We start from the raw sequence: 19,070 nt of genomic DNA, 5'->3' as shown, positions 1-19,070 counted from the left end.
GATTCGTTTTTTCTGGTTGAGGTGTGAATGATGCAGCCCGTTACTGAGAGCAATGGTTACGTAGAACGGTTTACCCTCGGCGAAGGCGATCTCTGCTTCGCTGTGAAAGACACCCTCGACATCGCAGGCTACCCGACCCGTGCCGGCTGCCCGGCGCTGGCTGCCAACCCGGCGGCACCGCAGCATGCGGAGGTGGTGAAAACCCTGCTCGGACAGGGCTGCGTCCTGAGCGGAAAAACGACCCTGCATGAACTTGCGTTTGGCGTCACCGGGATTAACCCCTGGAGCGGCACGCCGGTTAACCCCGAATTTCCTGACCTGATCCCCGGCGGCTCCTCCAGCGGCTCTGCTGCGGTGGTCGCCGCCGGTGAGGTGGATTTCGCCCTCGGCACCGACACCGGCGGCTCGGTGCGAATGCCCGCCGCCTGCTGCGGGATCCTCGGCTTAAAACCGACTTACGGCCGGCTTAGCCGGGTAGGGGTGATGCCCGCTCACAGCTCGCTGGACTGCGTGGGCATCTTCGCCCGCGATGCCGATGTTCTGCGCCAGGTGCTGACCCGGCTGGCTATTCCGGTCGGCGCACCGCTGACAACCCTGCCTGCCATCGGCTTTATCCCGACCGCCACCCGCGACATTGACGCGCTGCTGCTGAATGGTCTGGCGCAGTGGGGCCTGCGCCCACAGCAGGTTGATCTCCCCCTGCTGGGCGATGCTCATCGTGCCGGGCTGACCCTCATCAGCCACGAAAACTGGCAGGCCTTTAGCCCGTTACTGAGCGATGACCGCGTCTCCGCCGACGTGGCAACCCGCATTCGCGCCGGGGAAAGCGTTGATGCCGATGCCCTGAACACCGCAGAGCACATCCGCCAGACGTTTACCGCCCGGGTCGATGCTCAGTTGAAGACGACTCCATTGCTGGCGCTGGCAACCCTGCCGGAACTGCCCCCGACCCTGGAAGAGGCGAAAGATCCGCTGAGCGTGGTCAACCTGACCCGGCTGGTGCGCCCGTTCAACCTCAGCGGCCACCCGGCGCTGACCCTGCCGATGGGTGACCTTCATGGCCGTCCGGTAGCCCTGCAGCTGATCGCCGCCAAAGGCCAGGAGGGCCTGCTGGTGCAGGCCGCCGAATGGCTGGCTGAACGACGACGCCGCTAACCATCCCGTTTTACCGAACACCGTTCCAACAATAACTCAGTGAGTACCACTCATTGCGGCAGCGCTCGTCTCTCTGCGGGCCGCACACTCTTTTCGGGAGGAAGCTATGTCAGCCGTTCATGTTCGTGAGGAGCTCGTTCCACTGCTGAATGACGTTGCGGCCCGCAGCGCCGATTTTGAGCAACAGCGTCATATCTCTGACGACATCATCGCCCGGTTTAAGCAGATCGGCGTCTATCGCGCGCTGGTCCCCAAAATCTACGGCGGCGAGGAGTGCTCCCCGGCGCAGTTCTGCGAGCTGATCGAGCAGATCGCCACCGCCGATGGCTCCGCGGGCTGGGTCGCCAGCTTCGGCATGAGCCCGTTTTATCTCGGCGCGCTGCCGCCGGACACCCTGAAAGCGCTCTACCGCGACGGCCCGGATGTGGTCTTCGCCGGGGGCATCTTCCCGCCGCAGAAAGCGGTGCTGGCCGACGGCGGCTACCGCGTCACCGGGCGCTGGGGTTTTGCCAGCGGCAGCATGGGCGCGTCGGTGTTTGGCGTCGGCATCCTGCCGGAAAGTGGTGAAACCCTGCCACGGATGGCGGTCCTGCCGCGCGACAGCGTGCAGATCGACCCGGTGTGGAACACCGTCGGGCTGGCAGGAACCGGCAGCCACGATCTGGTGGTTAACGATGCCTTCGTGCCCCGGGAGTGGACCTTCGTGCGCGGCGGCGCCCTGAACCTCGACGGGGCGCTCTATCGCTATCCGGTGCTCTCCCTTGCCACCCAGGTGCTGTCGGTCGTGGCCCTCGGCGTGGCCCGCGCCGCCCTGAATGAGATCTATGCCATTGCCCATCGTCAGCAGTCGGTGACCGGCGCCCCGCGGCTGGCGGATCGACCGCAGGCACAGATGCAGATTGCCCGCTGCGAAGCGGATCTGCGCTCCGCCCGGGCCTGGTTCTACGACGCCATCGATGATGTCTGGCAGGACATTCTCGCCGGGAACGAGCCTGACTGTGAGCAGATCAACGCCCTGCGACTGTCGTCCACCCACGTCACCCGCGTGGCTGCTGAGGTCACCCGTCAGGCGCTGGCGCTGAACGGCATGGGCGGCATCACCATGAAAAGCCCGCTGCAACGCTACGTGCGCGACACCATGGTGATCACCCAGCACGCCTTTATGGGCGACCTCTCTTATCTCAACGCCGGTACGGTCTATTTCGGTGGCCAGCCTCTGCCGGGTTATTTGTAATTTTGACCAAAGGAGCAACAGATGAGCCAGACAACAACCTTACGCGTGCTGTTTTGCATCGGCGTAAACCAGAACTTCTTTGATGCCAGCCCGGCAGAAGCCAAACAGGTGTGGGGCGCGTTCGGCGTGATGATGAAAGGCATCGACGAAACCCAGGGCATCCGGGTGATCGGCAACATGGATGACGACCGTCTGATGGTCGGCCCGTCCACCGCCTCGCCGTGGACCACCTACGTGCTGGCGGATGCCGACAACCTCGACAGCGTGGTGGCCGCCTGCAACCTGTTCCGCACCACCCCGGTGGGCGACGGGGAGAGCAAGCTGTGGAAGTACTGCAAGATCGAAGCCCGCGTCGGGCGCGAACTGATTATTCAGTAACGGAGCCGATCATGAGCCCACAGGATGCGCTGCGTTTACAGCAGCTGGAAGATCAGCAGGCCGCCCGGGTCTGTATCAGCAACTACATGCGGCTGTGCGATCGGCTGGAGAGCATGGAGACGGTGCAGGCCATCGGGGCGCTGTTCAGCGCAGACGCCTGCTGGGAAGGAGTGGGTGAGCCCTACGCCACCCGGCTGGGCAGACATCAGGGACGTGCGGCAATTGAGGCGATGATGGCGGGCTACGTCCGCCACCCGGCGCACTTTGCCCTGAACGCCCATTTTCTCTGTTCCGAAGCGCTCTATCAGGATGCCGACGGCGAGCTGCACGGCCGCTGGCTGATGCTGCAAACCTCCGCCTTTACCGCGGGCGGCGCGCACCTGAACGCGGCTGAGCTGCAGATTATTTTCCGTCGCGAGGCGGGGGAGATGACCATCCACCATTTCGCCACCCGCAACCTGTTCAGCAGGCCGGTAAGCCACTGGCAGACGGCGGATGCGCTCCCGGTACCTGACAACAAGTAGAACCCCGACGACGAGCAGGAGAGAAATTATGCAGTGTGACCACATCATCAATGTCAAAAATATCGATACCAACGCGACAGTCCCAGGCCGGGAAGAGATTGCGGCGCTGGTCAAAGCCGACCGCGTCCACACCTCGCTCTACACCTCAGACGAGCTGTTCCAGCTGGAGCTGGACCGTATTTTCACCAGGACCTGGGTCTGGGTGGCCCACGTCAGCGAGATCCCCGAGACCGGCAGCTTCAAAACCACCGAGATCGGCACCCAGCCGGTGATCGTGGTCCGCGACCGCAAAGGCACCATTCACACCCTGCTGAACCGCTGCCGCCACCGTGCGGCCACCGTCTGCGAACACCGCACCGGCAAAACCAACAGTTTCGTCTGCCCGTATCACGGCTGGGGTTACGCCCTCGACGGCAGCCTGCGCGGCGTGCCGCACCCGGAAAGCTATGCCGATCAGCTGGAGAAAAACGAGCTGGGGCTGGTGTCGCTGCGTACCGAGCAGTATGCCGGCATGGTCTTCGCCACCTTTAACGAGCAGATCGAACCCCTGGAAGATTTCCTCGGCGCGGCGAAGAAGTGGATGGATCTGTTTATGAAGCAGGGGGCGGGCTACCCGATCAAGACCGGGCCTGCACACCGCTTCCGCTTCCCCGGCAACTGGAAAATCCAGCTGGAGAACACCACCGACGGCTACCACTTCCCGGTGGTGCACCGCTCTTTCCTGAGCTCGGTCGATAAGCAGACCGAAGAGATGCTGAACTTCGTCGACGGCAGCGGCTATGTCGAAGTTCTCGGCAACGGCCACAGCGTGATGGTGATGATCCCCGAGCTGGTGGATCTGGAGGCCAACCTTGATGCGCCGATCCCGGAACGCTTTGTCGAGCTGGCGGACGAACTGCGCAAAGAGCATGACGAAGAGCAGGTCCGCCGCATCGTCCGTGCGGTGGGCGGCTCCGGCTTCAACCTCAACCTGTTCCCGAACATCGCCTGCTCGATGGCCTTCTTCCGCGTCCTGCAGCCGATCTCGGTGATGGAAACTGAGATTCACCACGCGGTGATCACCATGGACGGTGGGCCGGAGATTGCTAACCAGGCGCGTTTGCGTCTGCACGAACACTTCCAGGGCCCGATGGGCTTTGGCACCCCGGATGACTCCGAAGCCTGGGAGCGCGTTCAGCGCGGGGCCACCGCGGGGGATGACCTGTGGATCATGCTCAACCGCGGCCTGGCCGGGGAGTATCGCACCGATGATGGCCTGCGCAGCGACGTCAGCGCCGAAACCGGGATGCGTGCGGCCTACCAGCAGTGGAAAAAATTGATGACGGAGAGCGAAAAATGATGACCCCGGATTCTGTGCTGTTTGCGGCGATGTCCGTAATCAACCTCGAAGGCGATCTGCTGGACCAGGGCGAGTTCAACGCCTGGCTGGATCTCTGGCAGCACGACGGCCTGTACGTGGTGCCCATCGACCCGAACGAGAAGGATTTTAAAAACACCCTCAACTACGCCTGCGACGATCACCACATGCGCGAGCGCCGGGTGAAGCGTCTCTACAGCGGGGAGTCGATCTCCACCACGCCGCGGGCCAGAACGCTGCGCACCCTGTCGCGCTTCCGCCTGCTGGCATCCAGCGAGGATCTGATCGTGGTGCGCGGGGCGCAATCCCTGTGGGAGCACCGCAAAGGCCACAGTCGTCACTACGCGGCGGACATCACCTGGCACCTGAAGCCCCAGGACGGCAGGTTGCTGATTACCCAGAAGGTGATCCGCCTGGTCAACAGCGACGATGTGCTGCACAGCATCGGCTACATCCTCTGAGGAGCCGTCCATGACGCAAACCGTATTAGTGACCGGCGCGGCCGCCGGTCTGGGCAACGCGATTGCCGCTCATCTGCTGAAGCAGGGTTATCAGGTGGTGCTGACCGATGTCGCTCAGGATCGCGCCCGGGAGGCCGCGGATCGTCTCGATGACGGTCAGGGCCGGGTGCTGGCGCTGGGGCTGGATATCTGCCAGCCGCAGGATTTCGCGAAGGCGCTCGACGCCACTCTTGAACGCTTCGGCAGCCTGCAGGTGCTGGTCAACAACGCCGCGCTCACTCTCGCCACGCCGGTAATGGAGATTGCCGTCGAGGAGTTCGACCGGGTGATCGCCACCAACCTCCGCGGCACCTTTGTCGGCTGCCAGACCTTTGGGCGCTACTTCGCCACCCGCGGCTACGGTCGCATCATCAACCTCGCCTCGCTGGCCGGGCAGAACGGCGGCACCGCCTCCGGAGCGCACTACGCGGCCTCGAAGGGCGGCATTTTAACCCTGACCAAAATCTTTGCCCGCGAGCTGAGCAAATCCGGCGTGACGGTCAACGCCATCGCCCCGGGCCCGCTGGATCTGCCGATGGTTCACGCCCTGGTGCCGGAAAAGAAGATGCCCGGGCTGCTGCAGATGATCCCGGTGGGTCAGCTAGGGGAAGCTGAGTTTGTCGCCCAGGCCGTGGCCCTGCTGGCATCCGAGCAGGCGTCGTTTGTCACCGGGGCGACCTGGGACATCAACGGCGGCCTGTTTATGCGTTAAGGAGTCAACATGCTGACATTACAGGTGATCGGGCGGGAGTTGCGGGGCGAGGTAGTCCTGCTGACGCTGGCGCATGCTGACGGAATCGACCTCCCACCCTTCAGCGCCGGGGCGCATATCGATCTGTATCTGGCAGAGGACCTGGTGCGACCGTACTCCCTGTGCGGCGACCCTAAAAATCGCCAGCACTACCAGCTTGGCATTCTGAAAGACCAAAAGTCGCAGGGGGGCTCCCTGGCCGCCCATGCCCTCAACGTTGGGGATCGGATCCAGGTCAGCGACCCGCGCAACCTGTTTGCACTGGATGCGTCAGCCGGTCACAGCTTGCTGATTGGCGGCGGGATTGGCATCACCCCGATGCTGGCGATGGCTGCCGAGCTTCACGCTGCCGGGCGATCCTTCAGCCTGCACTACTGCGCCCGCTCGCGCGACGGGGCGGCCTTTATTTCCCAGCTGGAGCAGGCGCCTTACGCCGACCGCGTTCAGCTGCACTTCAGCGACACCCAGCGCCTGAACCTGGCGGCGGTGCTGAGCGACGTTCCGGCCAACACCCACGTCTACACCTGCGGTCCGGTTCGCCTGATGGATGCCATTACTGAACAGGCCGCGGCCCTGGGTTACCGCCCGGAGCAGGTACATCAGGAGTGTTTCAGCGCCGAAGTCGAAACCGGCGGCGCGGCCTTTGAAGTGTTTGCCGCCTCCAGCGGCATCACCGTGCAGGTGCTGGAGAACCAGAGCATCGTCGAGGCGCTGGCGCTTGCCGGGCTGAAGGTGTGCGTCTCCTGCAAGCAGGGGATCTGCGGCAGTTGTCTGACCGACGTGCTGGAAGGCGAGCCGGACCATCGCGACAGCTACCTGACCGACGAAGAGAAAGCCGACGGCGACCAGATTTTGTTGTGTTGTTCCCGGGCGAAAAACGCCCGTTTAGTCATCGATCTGTGAGGAAACCTTATGACACTGCAAACCGAATTTCGTAATGCCATGGCGCAGCTGGGGAGTGCGGTCTCTGTGATCACCACCGACGGCCCGGCGGGCAAGTTTGGCTTCACCGCCTCCGCCGTGTGCAGCGTCACGGACTCGCCGCCGACGCTGCTGGTCTGCATGAACCGCAACTCCTTCGCCAACGAGCACTTCAAACAGAACGGGGCCCTGTGCGTCAACGTCCTCTCCAGCGACCACCAGCATCTCTCCGGGGTGTTTGCCAACGCCAGCCTGCGCTCCGAGCAGCGTTTTGAGTATGACTCCTGGCAGGTGATGGCCAGCGGTGCGCCGGTGCTCAGCTCGGCTGTCGCCAGCTTCGACTGCCTGATCGACACCTGTCATGAAGTGGGTAGCCACACCGTCTTCTACTGCCAGGTGCAGGCGATCCGCATCAGCGAAGCGCCGCGCGGGCTGGTCTACTTCAACCGTCGCTACCATGCCGTCGGGCATGACCTGGAAGCGTAACACCCACAATAAAAGGTAACGCGGATGAGCAATGTCGTGACTCAAACCACCGCCGCTCCGGCTGCGGTGACGCAGGATGCCGGACAGCTGCGCAAGCTGGTGATCGCCTCGGTGCTGGGCAATGCCCTGGAATGGTATGACTTCTTCCTGTATGGCACCGCCGCGGCGCTGGTCTTCGGCCCGCTGTTCTTCCCGGTGGGCGGCGACCCGATGCAGGGCACGCTGCTGGCCTTCTCGGGCTTTGCGGTGGGCTTCCTCGCCCGTCCGCTGGGCGGGATCGTCTTCGGCCACATCGGGGATCGCTACAGCCGCAAGATGACCCTGATCATGACCCTGACCCTGATGGGGGCCACCACCTTTATTATCGGCCTGCTGCCGACTTATGCGCAGATTGGCATCTGGGCGCCGATCTCCCTCATCACCCTGCGCTTTTTACAGGGGGTGGCCTCCGGTGGGGAGTGGGGCGGTGGGGTGCTGATGCTGAGCGAAAACGCGCCTGCATCCCGCCGCGGCTACTTTACCGCCTGGAGCCAGATGGGGGTCTCCGGCGGGTTTGTCCTCTCGGCCTTCGCCTTTTATCTGGTGCAGAAGCTGCCGGAAGAGGAGCTGATGAGCTGGGGCTGGCGCGTGCCCTTCCTGCTCAGCATCCTGATCTTCCTGGTCGGGGTCTATATCCGCAAAAACATCCGCGAGAGCAAGGCCTTCACTCAGGCAAAACCGGAGGCGAAGCACGAGAAGATCCCGCTGATGGTGCTGATCCGCGAACACCCGAAAGCGCTGCTGCAGGCTATCGCCCTGCGCCTGCCGGAGAACGGGGCCTCCTATATCTTCTTCACCTTCTCGGTGGTCTACGCCAGACACATCGGCATCGGCACCGGGGAGATCATCAGCGCCGTGACGCTGGCGATGCTGGTGGAGTTCTTCTCGATCCTGTTCTGGGGCGCGCTCTCGGACCGCATCGGCCTGAAGCCGGTCTACTACATCGGCGTCATCGGCCTGCTGGTGATGGCCTTCCCGTTTTTCTGGCTGCTCTCCACCGGGGACTACGGCTGGATCATGCTGGCGATGCTGCTGGGTCTGCCGTTCTGCCACGGGGCGATGATCGGCACTCAGCCCTGCATCATGAGCGACCTGTTCCCGGTGCGCGTGCGCTACTCCGGCCTGGCGCTGGGGCATGAAGTGGGCTCGATCTTCTCCGGCGGCCTGGGACCGATGCTGGCGGTGGCGCTGCTGATGTACTTCGACGCCTCCTGGCCGGTCTCCCTGCTGCTGATGGCTTATGCATTGCTGGCGTGGATTGCCCTGCGCAGCCTGCCGTCGACAACGAAAAATAACGAGGTAAGCAAATGATTGATAAACAGATTGCCGCTACCGATAGTGCCGTGGCGGACATTTTCGACGGCGCGGTGGTGATGGTGGGCGGATTTGGCGCGGCCGGACAGCCCGCCGAGCTGCTGGATGCCCTGATCCGCCGTCAGCCGCGGGATCTGACCCTGATCAGCAACAACGCCGGGAACGGCGACTATGGCCTGGCGGCGCTGCTGAAAGCCGGTTGCGTGAAAAAAGTGATCTGCTCCTTCCCGCGCCAGACCGACTCCTGGGTGTTTGACGACCTCTACCGCCGCGGCGAAGTCGAGCTGGAGCTGGTCCCGCAGGGCAACCTCGCGGCACGCATCCAGGCGGGCGGCAGCGGGCTGGGGGCGATCTTCACCCCCACCGGGTTTGGCACCGAGCTGGCGGCGGGCAAAGAGACCCGCCACATCGACGGCAAATATTACGTCCTGGAGTATCCGCTGAAAGCCGATTTCGCCCTGATCAAAGCCCTGAAGGCCGACCGCTGGGGCAACCTGGTGTATGACAAAACCGGGCGCAACTTCGGGCCGATCATGGCCGCCGCCGCCAGCTGCACCATAGCCCAGGTGAGCGAAATCGTCGCCCTCGGCGAACTCGATCCGGAAGCGGTGGTGACGCCGGGGATTTTCGTTCAACGCGTGGTGACGGTTGCGCCCGTTCGCCTGTCGCAGACGGCATAAGGAGATCCCGTGAATAAACTGACCCATCAACAGCTGGCCGAACGCATCGCCCGGGATATCCCGGAAGGGGCCTATGTCAACCTCGGCATCGGCCTGCCGACCCGGATTGCCAACTACCTTCCGGCGGATCGCGAGATCTTCCTCCACAGCGAAAACGGCATTCTCGGTATGGGGCCTGCGCCTGCGCCCGGCTGTGAAGATCCGGAACTGATTAACGCCGGCAAGCAGCCGGTGACGCTGCTCGAGGGCGGCTGCTATTTCCACCACGGCGACTCCTTCACCATGATGCGCGGCGGCCACCTCGATATCTGCGTGCTGGGGGCCTATCAGGTCTCCGAGCGCGGCGATCTCGCGAACTGGAGCACCGGCGAACCCTCTTCCATTCCGGCGGTGGGCGGGGCGATGGACCTGGCGATTGGCGCAAAGCGCGTGTATGTGATGACCGAACATCTGACCCGTCAGGGCGAGTGCAAGATCGTTAAAACCTGCACCTATCCCCTGACCGGGATGGCCTGCATCGACCGGATCTACACCGACATGGCGGTGATGGATATCACTGCGCAGGGCATCGTGGTGCGCGAACTGTTTGGCGACGTGACCGAGGAATATCTCCAGTCCGTCACCCCGGTGGCGCTGACCTTTGCCCTCAACGCCGAAACCGAGGAGGCGTGAATGGATCTCGAATATCGCCTCGATGGCCCGGAAGAGGCCCCGGTGCTGGTGCTCTCGAACTCGCTTGGCACCACCTGGCAGATGTGGCAGCCGCAGATGGCTGACTTCACTCAACACTTCCGCGTGCTGCGCTACAACACCCGCGGGCACGGCCACTCTCCGGTTTCGGAAGGGGGTATCACTCTCGATTCGCTGGGGCAGGACGTGATCGCTCTGCTGGATCATCTGGATATTGAGCGCGCCTTCTTCTGCGGTATCTCCCTCGGCGGGATGACCGGGATGTGGCTCAACCGTCACGCCCCGTCGCGCTTTCCGCGCCTCGTAGTGGCCAACACCGCGGCGAAGATCGGCGAGGCCAGAGGCTGGTTGCAGCGCGCCGCTACCGTGCGCCAGCAGGGGATGGCCCCGGTGGCCAGCACCGCGGCGGATCGCTGGTTTACCCCGGCCTTTCGCAAGCAGAACCCTGGCATGGTCCAGCTGCTGATCGACGATCTCGCCGACACCCCGACCGAAGGCTATGCCGCCTGCTGCGAAGCGCTGGCCGCGGCGGATCTGCGCGCTGAGGTGGCCGCCATGCTGCGCCCGATGCGGGTGATTGCCGGGGAAGAAGATCCGGTCACCACCCTGCAGGACGCGGAGTGGCTCGCCGCCCAGGCGAAGCAGACCGAATGCGTCGCCTTACCCGCCTCACACCTGTCGAACGTCGCCTGCCCATCCGGGTTTAACCAGCACGTGATCACCTTTTTAACCGCAGGAGTTGCGACATGAGTATCACCATTGAATCCCTGGCCTGCTGGCTGGTGGATATCCCGACTATTCGCCCGCACAAGCTGTCGATGGCTACCATGGGTTGCCAGACGCTGACCATCGTCCGCATGGAATGCGCGAACGGCATCACCGGATGGGGCGAAGCCACTACCATCGGCGGCCTCAGCTATGGCGCCGAAAGCCCGGAGGCGATCAAATCCGCCATTGAGACCTATCTGGCTCCGCTGCTGTGCGGCCAGTCGTTCCACGGCGTGGCCGACCTGGCAGAGAAGATGAACGCCAGCGTGAAGGGCAACACCTTCGCTAAATCCGCCCTCGAAACCGCGTTTCTCGATGCCCAGGGCAAAGCGCTGGGCCTGCCGGTCAGCTCGCTGCTGGGCGGGGCGCTTACCACGCGCCTGCCGGTGCTGTGGACCCTGGCGAGCGGCGACACGCAAAAAGACATCGAAGAGGGCAAACGCCTGCTGGCGGAAGGGCGACATAACACCTTCAAACTGAAAATCGGTGCCCGCGGGCTGGATGTGGACGTTCGTCACGCCCTGGCGATCAAAGCCGCGCTCGGGGGTGAGGTCAGCATCCGCGTGGACGTCAACCAGGCCTGGGATCTGACCACCGCCATCAAAGGGATGACCCGGCTGCAGGAGGGCGGGATTGACCTGGTGGAACAGCCGATCCCGCTGTGGGATCGGCAAGGGCTTATCACCCTCAGCCAGCGTTTTGCGGTGCCGATTCTGGCCGACGAAGCGGTGGCCACCAGCCATGACGGCTACGCCCTGGCGAGCGGCGGTTTTACCGGCGTGTACGCCCTGAAGATCGCCAAAGCGGGTGGCCCGGCGCAGGCCCTGAAGCTGGCGCACGTGGCGCAGGCGGCGGGCGTGGCGCTGTATGGCGGCACCATGCTGGAAGGGACGCTCGGCACCGTGGCCTCGCTGCACGCCTGGTCGACGGTGAAAATGCAGTGGGGCACCGAGATGTTCGGCCCGCTGCTGCTGAAGGATGACATCGTGGTCCGTCCGCTGGACTTCAGCCAGGGCGAGGTGACGTTACCGCCGGGGCCAGGACTGGGCGTCGACATCGACGAAGACAAGCTGCGTCATTACGCACGTTAATAAAAGGAAAACGCGATGCTTTTTAAAGTGGAAATGACGGTCAACATCCCGTCCTCGCTGCCGTCGGCAGAGGTTGAGGCGATCAAAGCGAAAGAGAAAGCCTGGTCCCAGCGTTTACAGCGCGAAGGCAAGTGGCCGCACATCTGGCGCGTGGTCGGACAGTACGCCAACGTCAGCATTTTTGACGTGGCGGATAACCAGGAGCTGCACGACATCCTGACCGCGCTGCCGCTCTACCCGTGGATGGAAATCAGCGTGCAGCCCCTGTGCCTGCATCCGTCCTCGATTCATCACGAACAGAAATAACAACAACAATCCGTACCCTACAATGAGGAAGAAGCAATGACCGTGAATCCTGTACATCAAACCGAACTGGAATCCTTACTGGCGATCAGCAGCGGCTTAAACGCCACCGGCGGCAACGACCGTCTGAAAAACATCATGCACCAGCTGCTGAGCGATCTATGCAAGACCATCAAGCAGTTCGACGTGACCGACGAAGAGTTCTGGGTGGCGGTGAACTACCTCAACGAGCTAGGCGGCCGCCAGGAAGCGGCGCTGCTGGCCGCCGGGCTGGGGCTGGAGCACTATCTGGATATGCGTGCCGATGAGAAAGAAGCCGCATCCGGTAACGACGTGGGCACCCCGCGCACCATCGAAGGGCCGCTGTACGTGGCCAACGCGCCGTTGAGCGAAGGCTTTGCCCGCATGGACGACGGAAAAGAGCAGGCTGAAACCATGTGGCTGCAGGGCCAGGTAACGGATCTGCAAGGTAAGCCGGTGGCCGGCGCGATTGTCGATATCTGGCACGCTAACACCCTCGGCGGCTATTCCTTCTTCGACCAGTCCCAGAGCGAATACAACCTGCGCCGCCGCGTCCGTACTGGTGATGATGGCCGCTACGCGGTGCGCAGCATCGTGCCGTGCGGCTACGGCTGCCCACCGGATGGCCCGACTCAGAAGCTGCTGACCGCGTTGGGGCGTCATGGTAATCGTCCGGCGCACGTGCACTTCTTTGTGTCGGCACCGGGGTATAAGCACCTGACCACCCAGATCAACCTGAACGGGGATGAGTACCTGTGGGATGACTTTGCGTTTGCGACGAGGGCGGAACTGATTGCGGATCCGGTGAAGATTACGGACAGTGCCGTAGCTAAACAGCGGGACCTTGACGGGGAGCATACGGAGGTGAACTTTAGCTTTACGCTGGTTGAGGCGAATGAAGGCGGGGAAGAGCAGAGAGGGAAGCGGGCACGGGTTAAGGAGTGAGTTCTGATGCGTTGAAAGAGCCGGGGCCGCGTAGCGGCCCCGGTTTTTTGAGGGGTAGGACATTGGTGCGTACAGAAAAGCTTCGTTCGAATAACTGTTAATTGGCAGCAACAGATATTGCAAACTTACGCCTTGTTAAACAACATGACGCAAATTCACATGAGTACACAAGGGCGAAGCTCTCAAGCTTCTTTGCTTATCTGCTGGCTAACCTAATGTATATCTGGAAGCCAAACGACGCCTACAGGAATACATTAATGAATGCTTGTAGAGATCTATAAGGGTGGCTGAGGTGAAGGGCTGACCTGCTGAAATACATTGTTTTTACGCTTTTCGCTCCAGGTTACCGCTTCAGAATCTCGATTGGTCTGGTGTGCGCAAAAATATTTACACATTTGAATTAGTGGCTAAATTAAATGTGCCACCCCACAGAACTTATTTTTAACCACTTAATAACTTGAAGTACAACCATAAAAATGGAAAGATAAACAATTGATATCATATTTTTAAAGTTAAATGTGTATTGTTAATAAAGCCTTACTGGAATTTTACTAATGAATTACAAGGACGATGGCATGAGAGGAAAAATAAAGGATTTTTTACTGCTTATTGGCGTAGTTGCGGCTGGGCTGCTTTTTATGAGGTTCGAATATGTTTTTATCGCATTTTCAATTTTGTTCATGTACAGCTTTTACAAGCTATACCCTGAAAGACATCTGCTGGTAAAAATAATAAGCAGTGTATTTGCTATTAAGTTTTATAATGTGGTCACTTGGTTTGTTTCATATGTATTGACACTCAAAATGCTTAGTGTGATTTATGATGTTAATGAGGAATATTTAAAATATTCTCCTGGCATTGTTGCCATTCCTGTTTCTATTTGTGTTCTGTATTTTTTCTTGGTGTTTTTCACAGGTATATCTAGTGCGGCAGGCATGATTAGTGGTAACGTTGTTGGCTTTCTTCCCGAGTGGATAAAAGTTAATTATGAGCAGTCAATATTTGTCAAAATTGTTGCACTGCTCCAGTATCTGGTTGTCGTTGCAGCAATTCCCTTTTTCCTTGCTGCCCTATCTTCAGATTATGTCGCAAGGGTTGCTATTTTGTCAGATGCGTCATTTATATCTGACTGCGGAGCAAAACAATGGCGGGTGATGTATCTGCGTAAAAATAACAATGAGTGCTACAGGTTTACTTTAAATAGGGCCGTATTTAGTGAGCAACCAGTAGTTGTGAATTCCAAAAAATAGAAAAATCAGCTGCTCCGCTTTAACTCGTATAGATCTATAATGAAAAAACCAATAGCGGTATAAATATTCCGGATATTAATGAGCGGCCCTGCTCTTCATATCACAGATTGTGATGAACAGCTTTGACAGCAATATTTAAAGTTGGCATATAAGTACCAAAAACCCGGTCTTTATGGCCGGGTTACTTACTTTCAGAAAGCGTTTCATTGACTTTCAGCAGCACTTAATGCGCCGTAATATAAGGCTCCTTCACAAACTCAGCCAACAGCCACACCATATCATGCAGCAACCCCGTCAACTCCTTCGCCACACCAGGTGGCAGAGTACCAGCCAGCAGCGCCTGAGTTAACGCCAGCGCATAGTCCACCTGTAACGCCGTTTCCTGCCAGCACTCCGGTACGCAGGAGGTAACTTTTTCCCCCACAATCAGCTGCGCGACCAGATACGGCGGCAGCTCGGCATTGCAGAGTTCCCGCAGCTGGCGCAGGCCATGATGCAGACGTTCGCAAAGCGCAGTGAATATAGCTGCGTCATCAGTCTCAACCAGCACGCTCACCAGTGCAGCGCAGTGTTCGGCGGTCTCAAAGAGATCCGCATCAGTCGGAAAGGGAAGGGCGATAAGTTGTTGAATAACGCTTTCGTTAGATTGGATGTAAGAAAAACCAGGGATAGTAGCCATAGGGCATCCTCATTGTGCAGTTTTGATTGACCACCCGTGAGTTCCTACGCTCGAGGTGGTAGCGCTGACGGAGGTAGGAATGCCGTGCACAATGAAAACGGCCAGCCTTACGGCTGCTCCGCCAGCGCCACCGTGATTTTAACGGGATATACGCTGCTGCGACATAATAAATGTCGCTTGTGCTAACGGGTTCCTACGCCCGATTGCGGATGTGCCGCAATACCGTCACTCTACGGCGCCGATCACCTGAAAAAAAGAACTAACTATGAATTACATAGGGTTACTTTGGACTTTGCGAGGAGCCTTCCAGAAGATGGATGCTGGTGTGCATTTCATTCTCAAAGCCAATACATCCTGAACCTCAAATCAGTACCAGCGAGAATAGTCGATACGCGGTACACTCTTCCGTGCCTTACGGCAGTATGCCAGATAACATAAACCCGAAATTACCAGCCCATATACTGGCGTAAAATATGGACTAGCAATGGCATTGCGTTATTCAACGCAGCTATTAAGAGCGGTAATAGTAATGACTTTCTTACATCAGACTGAATTTATACTTTTCCCGCTAATATAATTAATTTAAATGATTTGCGGTGCAGGCCTCTCTTTATTTAAAGATTTTCATTTACGTGGAACAATGAGCAGCTTAAAATTCCTTCGTACTTAACGCAAACTGGCAAGGAGTAGCTATGTACGGTAACAGTGAAGTCATTGGTTATTTGCAGGCTAATAAAATACTCGCATTAAAACTTGATCGTGCTGTTTCAGCCGTTGGGAAACAAGTCGAGAATCAAATCGAAACGTTAGGTATGGGCGCTACTCGCCTGCTGTATTATTCATCCTGCTTTACTGATGAATATAACGATGTATGCCGGCAACAAAAACTGGAAGACAAACGGTTCAGACACGCAGTGGCTCGCGTAATCCAGCATGGCGATGTCGTGTATGACATGCTTAGAATCTACTTTGAAGAAATATTTAAATACAAAACTCATGACCAATTAGAGCGCATTAAAAAGGAGCTTATGGCCGTAAACATTCATATTGCCGCCAGTTCTCTTACAGGAGCAGGGTTTGCATTAGCAGTGGCAACTACCGTCCGCATGGGATTAAATCTAAGCGTACAACTCAGCGCTCTTACAGGCCGTGCAGTAGGTACAATCGCTACTCTTGTTGTCGCATATGGGATAGTACAAAAGGCGGCCGACAGTGCTAACAGGCTACATGTCCAGCATCCGTCCTATTACGCAGCGCTGTATGTTCAGGAGTTAGAAATGATGTATTTCTTGCTTGAGCCTGTTTTCGAACGTGCGGGCGCATTCAATGCGCAATGGTCATCGGATTCTAACATAGCAAGCATCATTAGCAGGATGATCAGGTAACTATGCTTAAATCGCTTAAAAAATTCATTCTGTGGCAAATGCGATTTTTATCATCACTATATGGTCCAGTGATTTTGACCGCTATTTTTGCGATACTTCAGGATTATTTTTTCCCCGGTAGTCCGGTCTGGCCTATTGGTGTATTCGCTATGGTAATAATTATAATTTTCACACGTTACTGCAGATGGTAATAGCCGAGAATAACCACTATTAATAATTCAATGATAAGGAAATTATATGTCTACTCCCGCTTATTTATGGCTCGACGATGAAAACGGTTCGCCAGTTGTTGGAAGTTGCTTAATGCCTACGCGCTTGGGTTCCATTGAACTGAAATCCTTTTCCCACGGCGTGACCATCCCTGTAGATCCGAGTTGGGGAAAACTCACCGGAACACGCGTACATCGTCCAATAACAGTAGTAAAGGAGTTCGACCAAACCACACCACTCCTGTATCGGGCGGTGTGCGAAGGACGAATCATGAAGAAAGCGACGATTAAGATGTACCGCATCCGGGACGCCGGTATCGAGGCGGAGTATTTCAATATCATCCTCGACAATGTCAAAGTTGTAACTGTATCACCGTATCTCGCGCCTAATGGCTTGAGTAGTACGCACCTGGAAACGCTCGAGCTTCGTTATGAGGCGATTACATGGAAATATACTGAAGGGAATATTATGTATCGCGATTCATGGAATGATCGTTGTTGCGCCTGACTAACCATGAGATATGAGGCCGTGTTAGCGGCCTATCTTTTTCCCGTACTTCATATAATTTTGTGTTCAATCCCTGACTACCTTAAAGAGTTTGCATAACGCACAGCTACTTCACTAGCGATCAAAAAATATCACCGTTATTTCTCTCTTCAATACGCCAACTTAAAGACTTAACCCCGAATTACATAAGGTTACTTGAGGCTTTGCGAGGCGGCTTCCAGAAAGGTCATACCGGGTGATTTGCTTGCCCTTCGCGGATAACCACACTCCCCAGTAACCATATAAAAAAGAGGGGGTAGATCGTGAACACCAGCTTTCATTCACCGACCGCTCAACTCAAACAGTGGCTAAGTCGTCTGGCTGCCGCAACCCTGAACAGCATATTCGCGATTCAGGTCATCGCTGCTGTGTTGTTGTCGGTGTTGTTGTCCGATCTGGCGGGTTTTGATTACCCTGGCTGGGCAGCACTGAGTAGCTATGCGGTGATGAATACCTCAGTCAAGGCCTCGACAGTTCGGGCGTTCAACTGGGTGACAGGGACGGTGCTTGGCGGTGTGCTGGCGCTCTTGCTTTCAACGTATCTTATTCAGGATTCGGCGTTTCTGATCCTGTTCTGCACGGTTGTCGGGGGCGTGGCGGTATGGCTGGCAGACGTGTCGCGCTGGTCATATTCCTGGGTGCTGGGGGCGGTCACCTCCATGATGGTAATGGCTGAAGCGCAGAAGATCGGGGAGTTTCGCCACCTGCTACGCTTTACGTTTAACCGCATCGAAGAGGTGGTTCTGGGTTGCGCCGTCTGTATTGTGGTTACCGTACTTTTGTACCCGTTGAAACGGCGCAGACAGGTTGTAGCGCCGCATCAGGTTAATCACCCTGAGCCGCCCCGACGACCGCTGTTGCCCTTGCAGGCCGGGATCACGCTGTTACTGCTGACGCCGATACTGCTTGTATTCCATCTGACAGGATTCTGGCAGGCGATGGTTTCAGTGCTGGCGGTCTTTATTCTTCCGACCTCGACTCAGCCCGTACAGCAGCAGATCGGCCAGCGAATGCAGCAACGTTTATATGGTTGCATGGCCGCGACGCTGTTGAGTTTGATCCTTTTACCCTTCATGCATCATTATCCTCCGGTTTATATCGCCACGCTGATTGCAGGGCTATGGCTGGGGTGTCACCTGCAACAGGGAAAACTGCTCGTCAGTTATTTTGGTCGTCAGTTTACCGTGGCCTGGATCATCGTTTTTATCCAGGAGACGTTATGGCTGACTGAGCCGATTCAGGCGGTTATGCGCTGTGTCAGCATACTGATCGCCATTATGACCATTGGCATGGTTATGACGGTTTTTCGCTGGTTAAAACTGAGTGTTTGAAATGATGTGAGGCAAAGGGCAATGCCGGGCCGCTTCGCTTGCCCGGCCTACAAAGTTGGCGATCCAGTGATACAGTGAATACAGGCAACCACGCACCAGGAGAAAAGCATATGAACGAACACCCGCTTCGCCAGATCATTAAGGCGTGTGACAGGGCGATCTCAGCCAAAGATTTCGATTCGCTGATGGAGTACTACGCTGAAGACGCCGTGCTGGTGGTGAAGCCCGGGACGATTGTCAGAGGCAAAAACAATATCCGCAGCGCCTTTATTTCTATCTCAGACTATTTTCAGGATCAGCTCATCGTCAAACAGGGCGAAATGGAGATTATCGAAGGTGGCGGCGATGCGCTGGTGATCATGGAAACACAGCTTTTTTACCCCGATGAACTGGGGGGAACGTCTGAGATAACACGTCGCGCAACCTATGTCTTCCGCCTGGAAAACGACCGCTGGCTCTGCACCATCGACAACTCTTACGGCACTTCTCTGTTAGATGGCGAGAATGCCTGA

General features: G+C 57.9%; 22 protein-coding genes. 21 read left to right on the top strand and 1 reads right to left on the bottom strand.

Annotation, left to right across the window (positions count from 1 at the left end; translation table 11 throughout):
- Positions 1-30: 30 nt before the first annotated feature.
- The 17 genes from SOM40_RS13555 to SOM40_RS13475 all read left to right on the top strand — a co-directional run bounded on the left by SOM40_RS13555 (position 31) and on the right by SOM40_RS13475 (position 14,407).
- A complete protein-coding gene (locus SOM40_RS13555) occupies positions 31-1,155 on the top strand; it encodes an amidase (RefSeq protein ID WP_320530144.1) in 1,125 nt (374 codons plus the stop codon).
- A 106-nt stretch (positions 1,156-1,261) separates the two neighbouring features.
- Complete coding sequence (locus tag SOM40_RS13550; protein ID WP_320530143.1) at positions 1,262-2,389, top strand: acyl-CoA dehydrogenase family protein; 1,128 nt, start codon at positions 1,262-1,264, stop codon at positions 2,387-2,389.
- A gap of 21 nt (positions 2,390-2,410) precedes the next feature.
- The gene (locus tag SOM40_RS13545) at positions 2,411-2,767 is read left to right on the top strand and encodes an IacB protein (protein ID WP_225758565.1); all 357 of its coding nucleotides are present in this window, start codon (positions 2,411-2,413) and stop codon (positions 2,765-2,767) included.
- Positions 2,768-2,778: 11 nt separating this feature from the next.
- Positions 2,779-3,291 carry a nuclear transport factor 2 family protein gene (locus tag SOM40_RS13540; protein ID WP_261643945.1) on the top strand — a complete coding sequence of 171 codons (513 nt, stop codon included), beginning with the start codon at positions 2,779-2,781 and terminating at the stop codon, positions 3,289-3,291.
- A 28-nt stretch (positions 3,292-3,319) separates the two neighbouring features.
- Complete coding sequence (locus tag SOM40_RS13535) at positions 3,320-4,630, top strand: aromatic ring-hydroxylating oxygenase subunit alpha (protein ID WP_320530142.1); 1,311 nt, start codon at positions 3,320-3,322, stop codon at positions 4,628-4,630.
- Positions 4,630-5,109: an aromatic-ring-hydroxylating dioxygenase subunit beta gene (locus SOM40_RS13530; protein WP_312079404.1), complete on the top strand. Its 480-nt coding sequence runs from the start codon at positions 4,630-4,632 to the stop codon at positions 5,107-5,109. The genes SOM40_RS13535 and SOM40_RS13530 overlap by 1 nt, the downstream gene beginning before the upstream one ends.
- A gap of 10 nt (positions 5,110-5,119) precedes the next feature.
- On the top strand, positions 5,120-5,860 hold the full coding sequence (locus tag SOM40_RS13525; RefSeq protein WP_320530141.1) for an SDR family NAD(P)-dependent oxidoreductase: 741 nt from the start codon (positions 5,120-5,122) through the stop codon (positions 5,858-5,860).
- A 9-nt stretch (positions 5,861-5,869) separates the two neighbouring features.
- Entirely contained in the window at positions 5,870-6,802 is a 933-nt protein-coding gene (locus SOM40_RS13520) for a PDR/VanB family oxidoreductase (protein ID WP_320530140.1), read from the top strand.
- A 9-nt stretch (positions 6,803-6,811) separates the two neighbouring features.
- Positions 6,812-7,306, top strand: a complete 495-nt coding sequence (locus SOM40_RS13515; protein ID WP_312187595.1) for a flavin reductase — start codon at positions 6,812-6,814, stop codon at positions 7,304-7,306.
- 24 nt (positions 7,307-7,330) lie between these two features.
- Entirely contained in the window at positions 7,331-8,656 is a 1,326-nt protein-coding gene (locus tag SOM40_RS13510) for an MFS transporter (protein WP_242685323.1), read from the top strand.
- A complete protein-coding gene (locus SOM40_RS13505) occupies positions 8,653-9,339 on the top strand; it encodes a 3-oxoacid CoA-transferase subunit A (protein WP_320530139.1) in 687 nt (228 codons plus the stop codon). The genes SOM40_RS13510 and SOM40_RS13505 overlap by 4 nt, the downstream gene beginning before the upstream one ends.
- Positions 9,340-9,348: 9 nt before the next feature.
- Positions 9,349-10,011, top strand: a complete 663-nt coding sequence (locus SOM40_RS13500) for a 3-oxoacid CoA-transferase subunit B (protein WP_320530138.1) — start codon at positions 9,349-9,351, stop codon at positions 10,009-10,011.
- Positions 10,012-10,779 (top strand): 3-oxoadipate enol-lactonase, encoded by a 768-nt coding sequence (gene pcaD / locus SOM40_RS13495; RefSeq protein ID WP_320530137.1) that lies wholly within the window; start codon positions 10,012-10,014, stop codon positions 10,777-10,779.
- Positions 10,776-11,888: a muconate/chloromuconate family cycloisomerase gene (locus tag SOM40_RS13490; RefSeq protein ID WP_262673550.1), complete on the top strand. Its 1,113-nt coding sequence runs from the start codon at positions 10,776-10,778 to the stop codon at positions 11,886-11,888. The genes pcaD and SOM40_RS13490 overlap by 4 nt, the downstream gene beginning before the upstream one ends.
- Before the next feature lie 15 nt (positions 11,889-11,903).
- Positions 11,904-12,194: a muconolactone Delta-isomerase gene (catC, locus tag SOM40_RS13485; protein ID WP_312079335.1), complete on the top strand. Its 291-nt coding sequence runs from the start codon at positions 11,904-11,906 to the stop codon at positions 12,192-12,194.
- 36 nt (positions 12,195-12,230) lie between these two features.
- A complete protein-coding gene (gene catA / locus SOM40_RS13480) occupies positions 12,231-13,157 on the top strand; it encodes a catechol 1,2-dioxygenase (protein ID WP_320530136.1) in 927 nt (308 codons plus the stop codon).
- A 554-nt stretch (positions 13,158-13,711) separates the two neighbouring features.
- Positions 13,712-14,407 carry a hypothetical protein gene (locus SOM40_RS13475; protein ID WP_320530135.1) on the top strand — a complete coding sequence of 232 codons (696 nt, stop codon included), beginning with the start codon at positions 13,712-13,714 and terminating at the stop codon, positions 14,405-14,407.
- A gap of 223 nt (positions 14,408-14,630) precedes the next feature.
- Here the strand turns inward: SOM40_RS13475 and SOM40_RS13470 are convergent, their stop codons facing one another.
- A complete protein-coding gene (locus tag SOM40_RS13470) occupies positions 14,631-15,086 on the bottom strand; it encodes a hypothetical protein (RefSeq protein WP_320530134.1) in 456 nt (151 codons plus the stop codon).
- Positions 15,087-15,778: 692 nt separating this feature from the next.
- On the opposite strand from SOM40_RS13470, the gene SOM40_RS13465 reads away from it, so the two are divergent.
- The 4 genes from SOM40_RS13465 to SOM40_RS13450 all read left to right on the top strand — a co-directional run bounded on the left by SOM40_RS13465 (position 15,779) and on the right by SOM40_RS13450 (position 19,070).
- On the top strand, positions 15,779-16,471 hold the full coding sequence (locus SOM40_RS13465) for a hypothetical protein (RefSeq protein WP_320530133.1): 693 nt from the start codon (positions 15,779-15,781) through the stop codon (positions 16,469-16,471).
- 237 nt (positions 16,472-16,708) lie between these two features.
- Positions 16,709-17,188 carry an Hcp family type VI secretion system effector gene (locus SOM40_RS13460; RefSeq protein WP_320530132.1) on the top strand — a complete coding sequence of 160 codons (480 nt, stop codon included), beginning with the start codon at positions 16,709-16,711 and terminating at the stop codon, positions 17,186-17,188.
- Between the two features lie 302 nt (positions 17,189-17,490).
- Complete coding sequence (locus SOM40_RS13455) at positions 17,491-18,558, top strand: FUSC family protein (protein WP_320530131.1); 1,068 nt, start codon at positions 17,491-17,493, stop codon at positions 18,556-18,558.
- A gap of 110 nt (positions 18,559-18,668) precedes the next feature.
- Positions 18,669-19,070, top strand: coding sequence for a YybH family protein (locus SOM40_RS13450; RefSeq protein ID WP_320530130.1), 402 nt, complete (start codon positions 18,669-18,671; stop codon positions 19,068-19,070).

The sequence above is a fragment of the Leclercia sp. CFBP8987 genome (genome assembly GCF_034044995.2).
GTDB lineage: Bacteria > Pseudomonadota > Gammaproteobacteria > Enterobacterales > Enterobacteriaceae > Enterobacter > Enterobacter tamurae.
The sequence above is the reverse complement of the archived record's forward strand: the minus strand, read 5'-3'. Positions and strand labels throughout refer to the sequence as shown.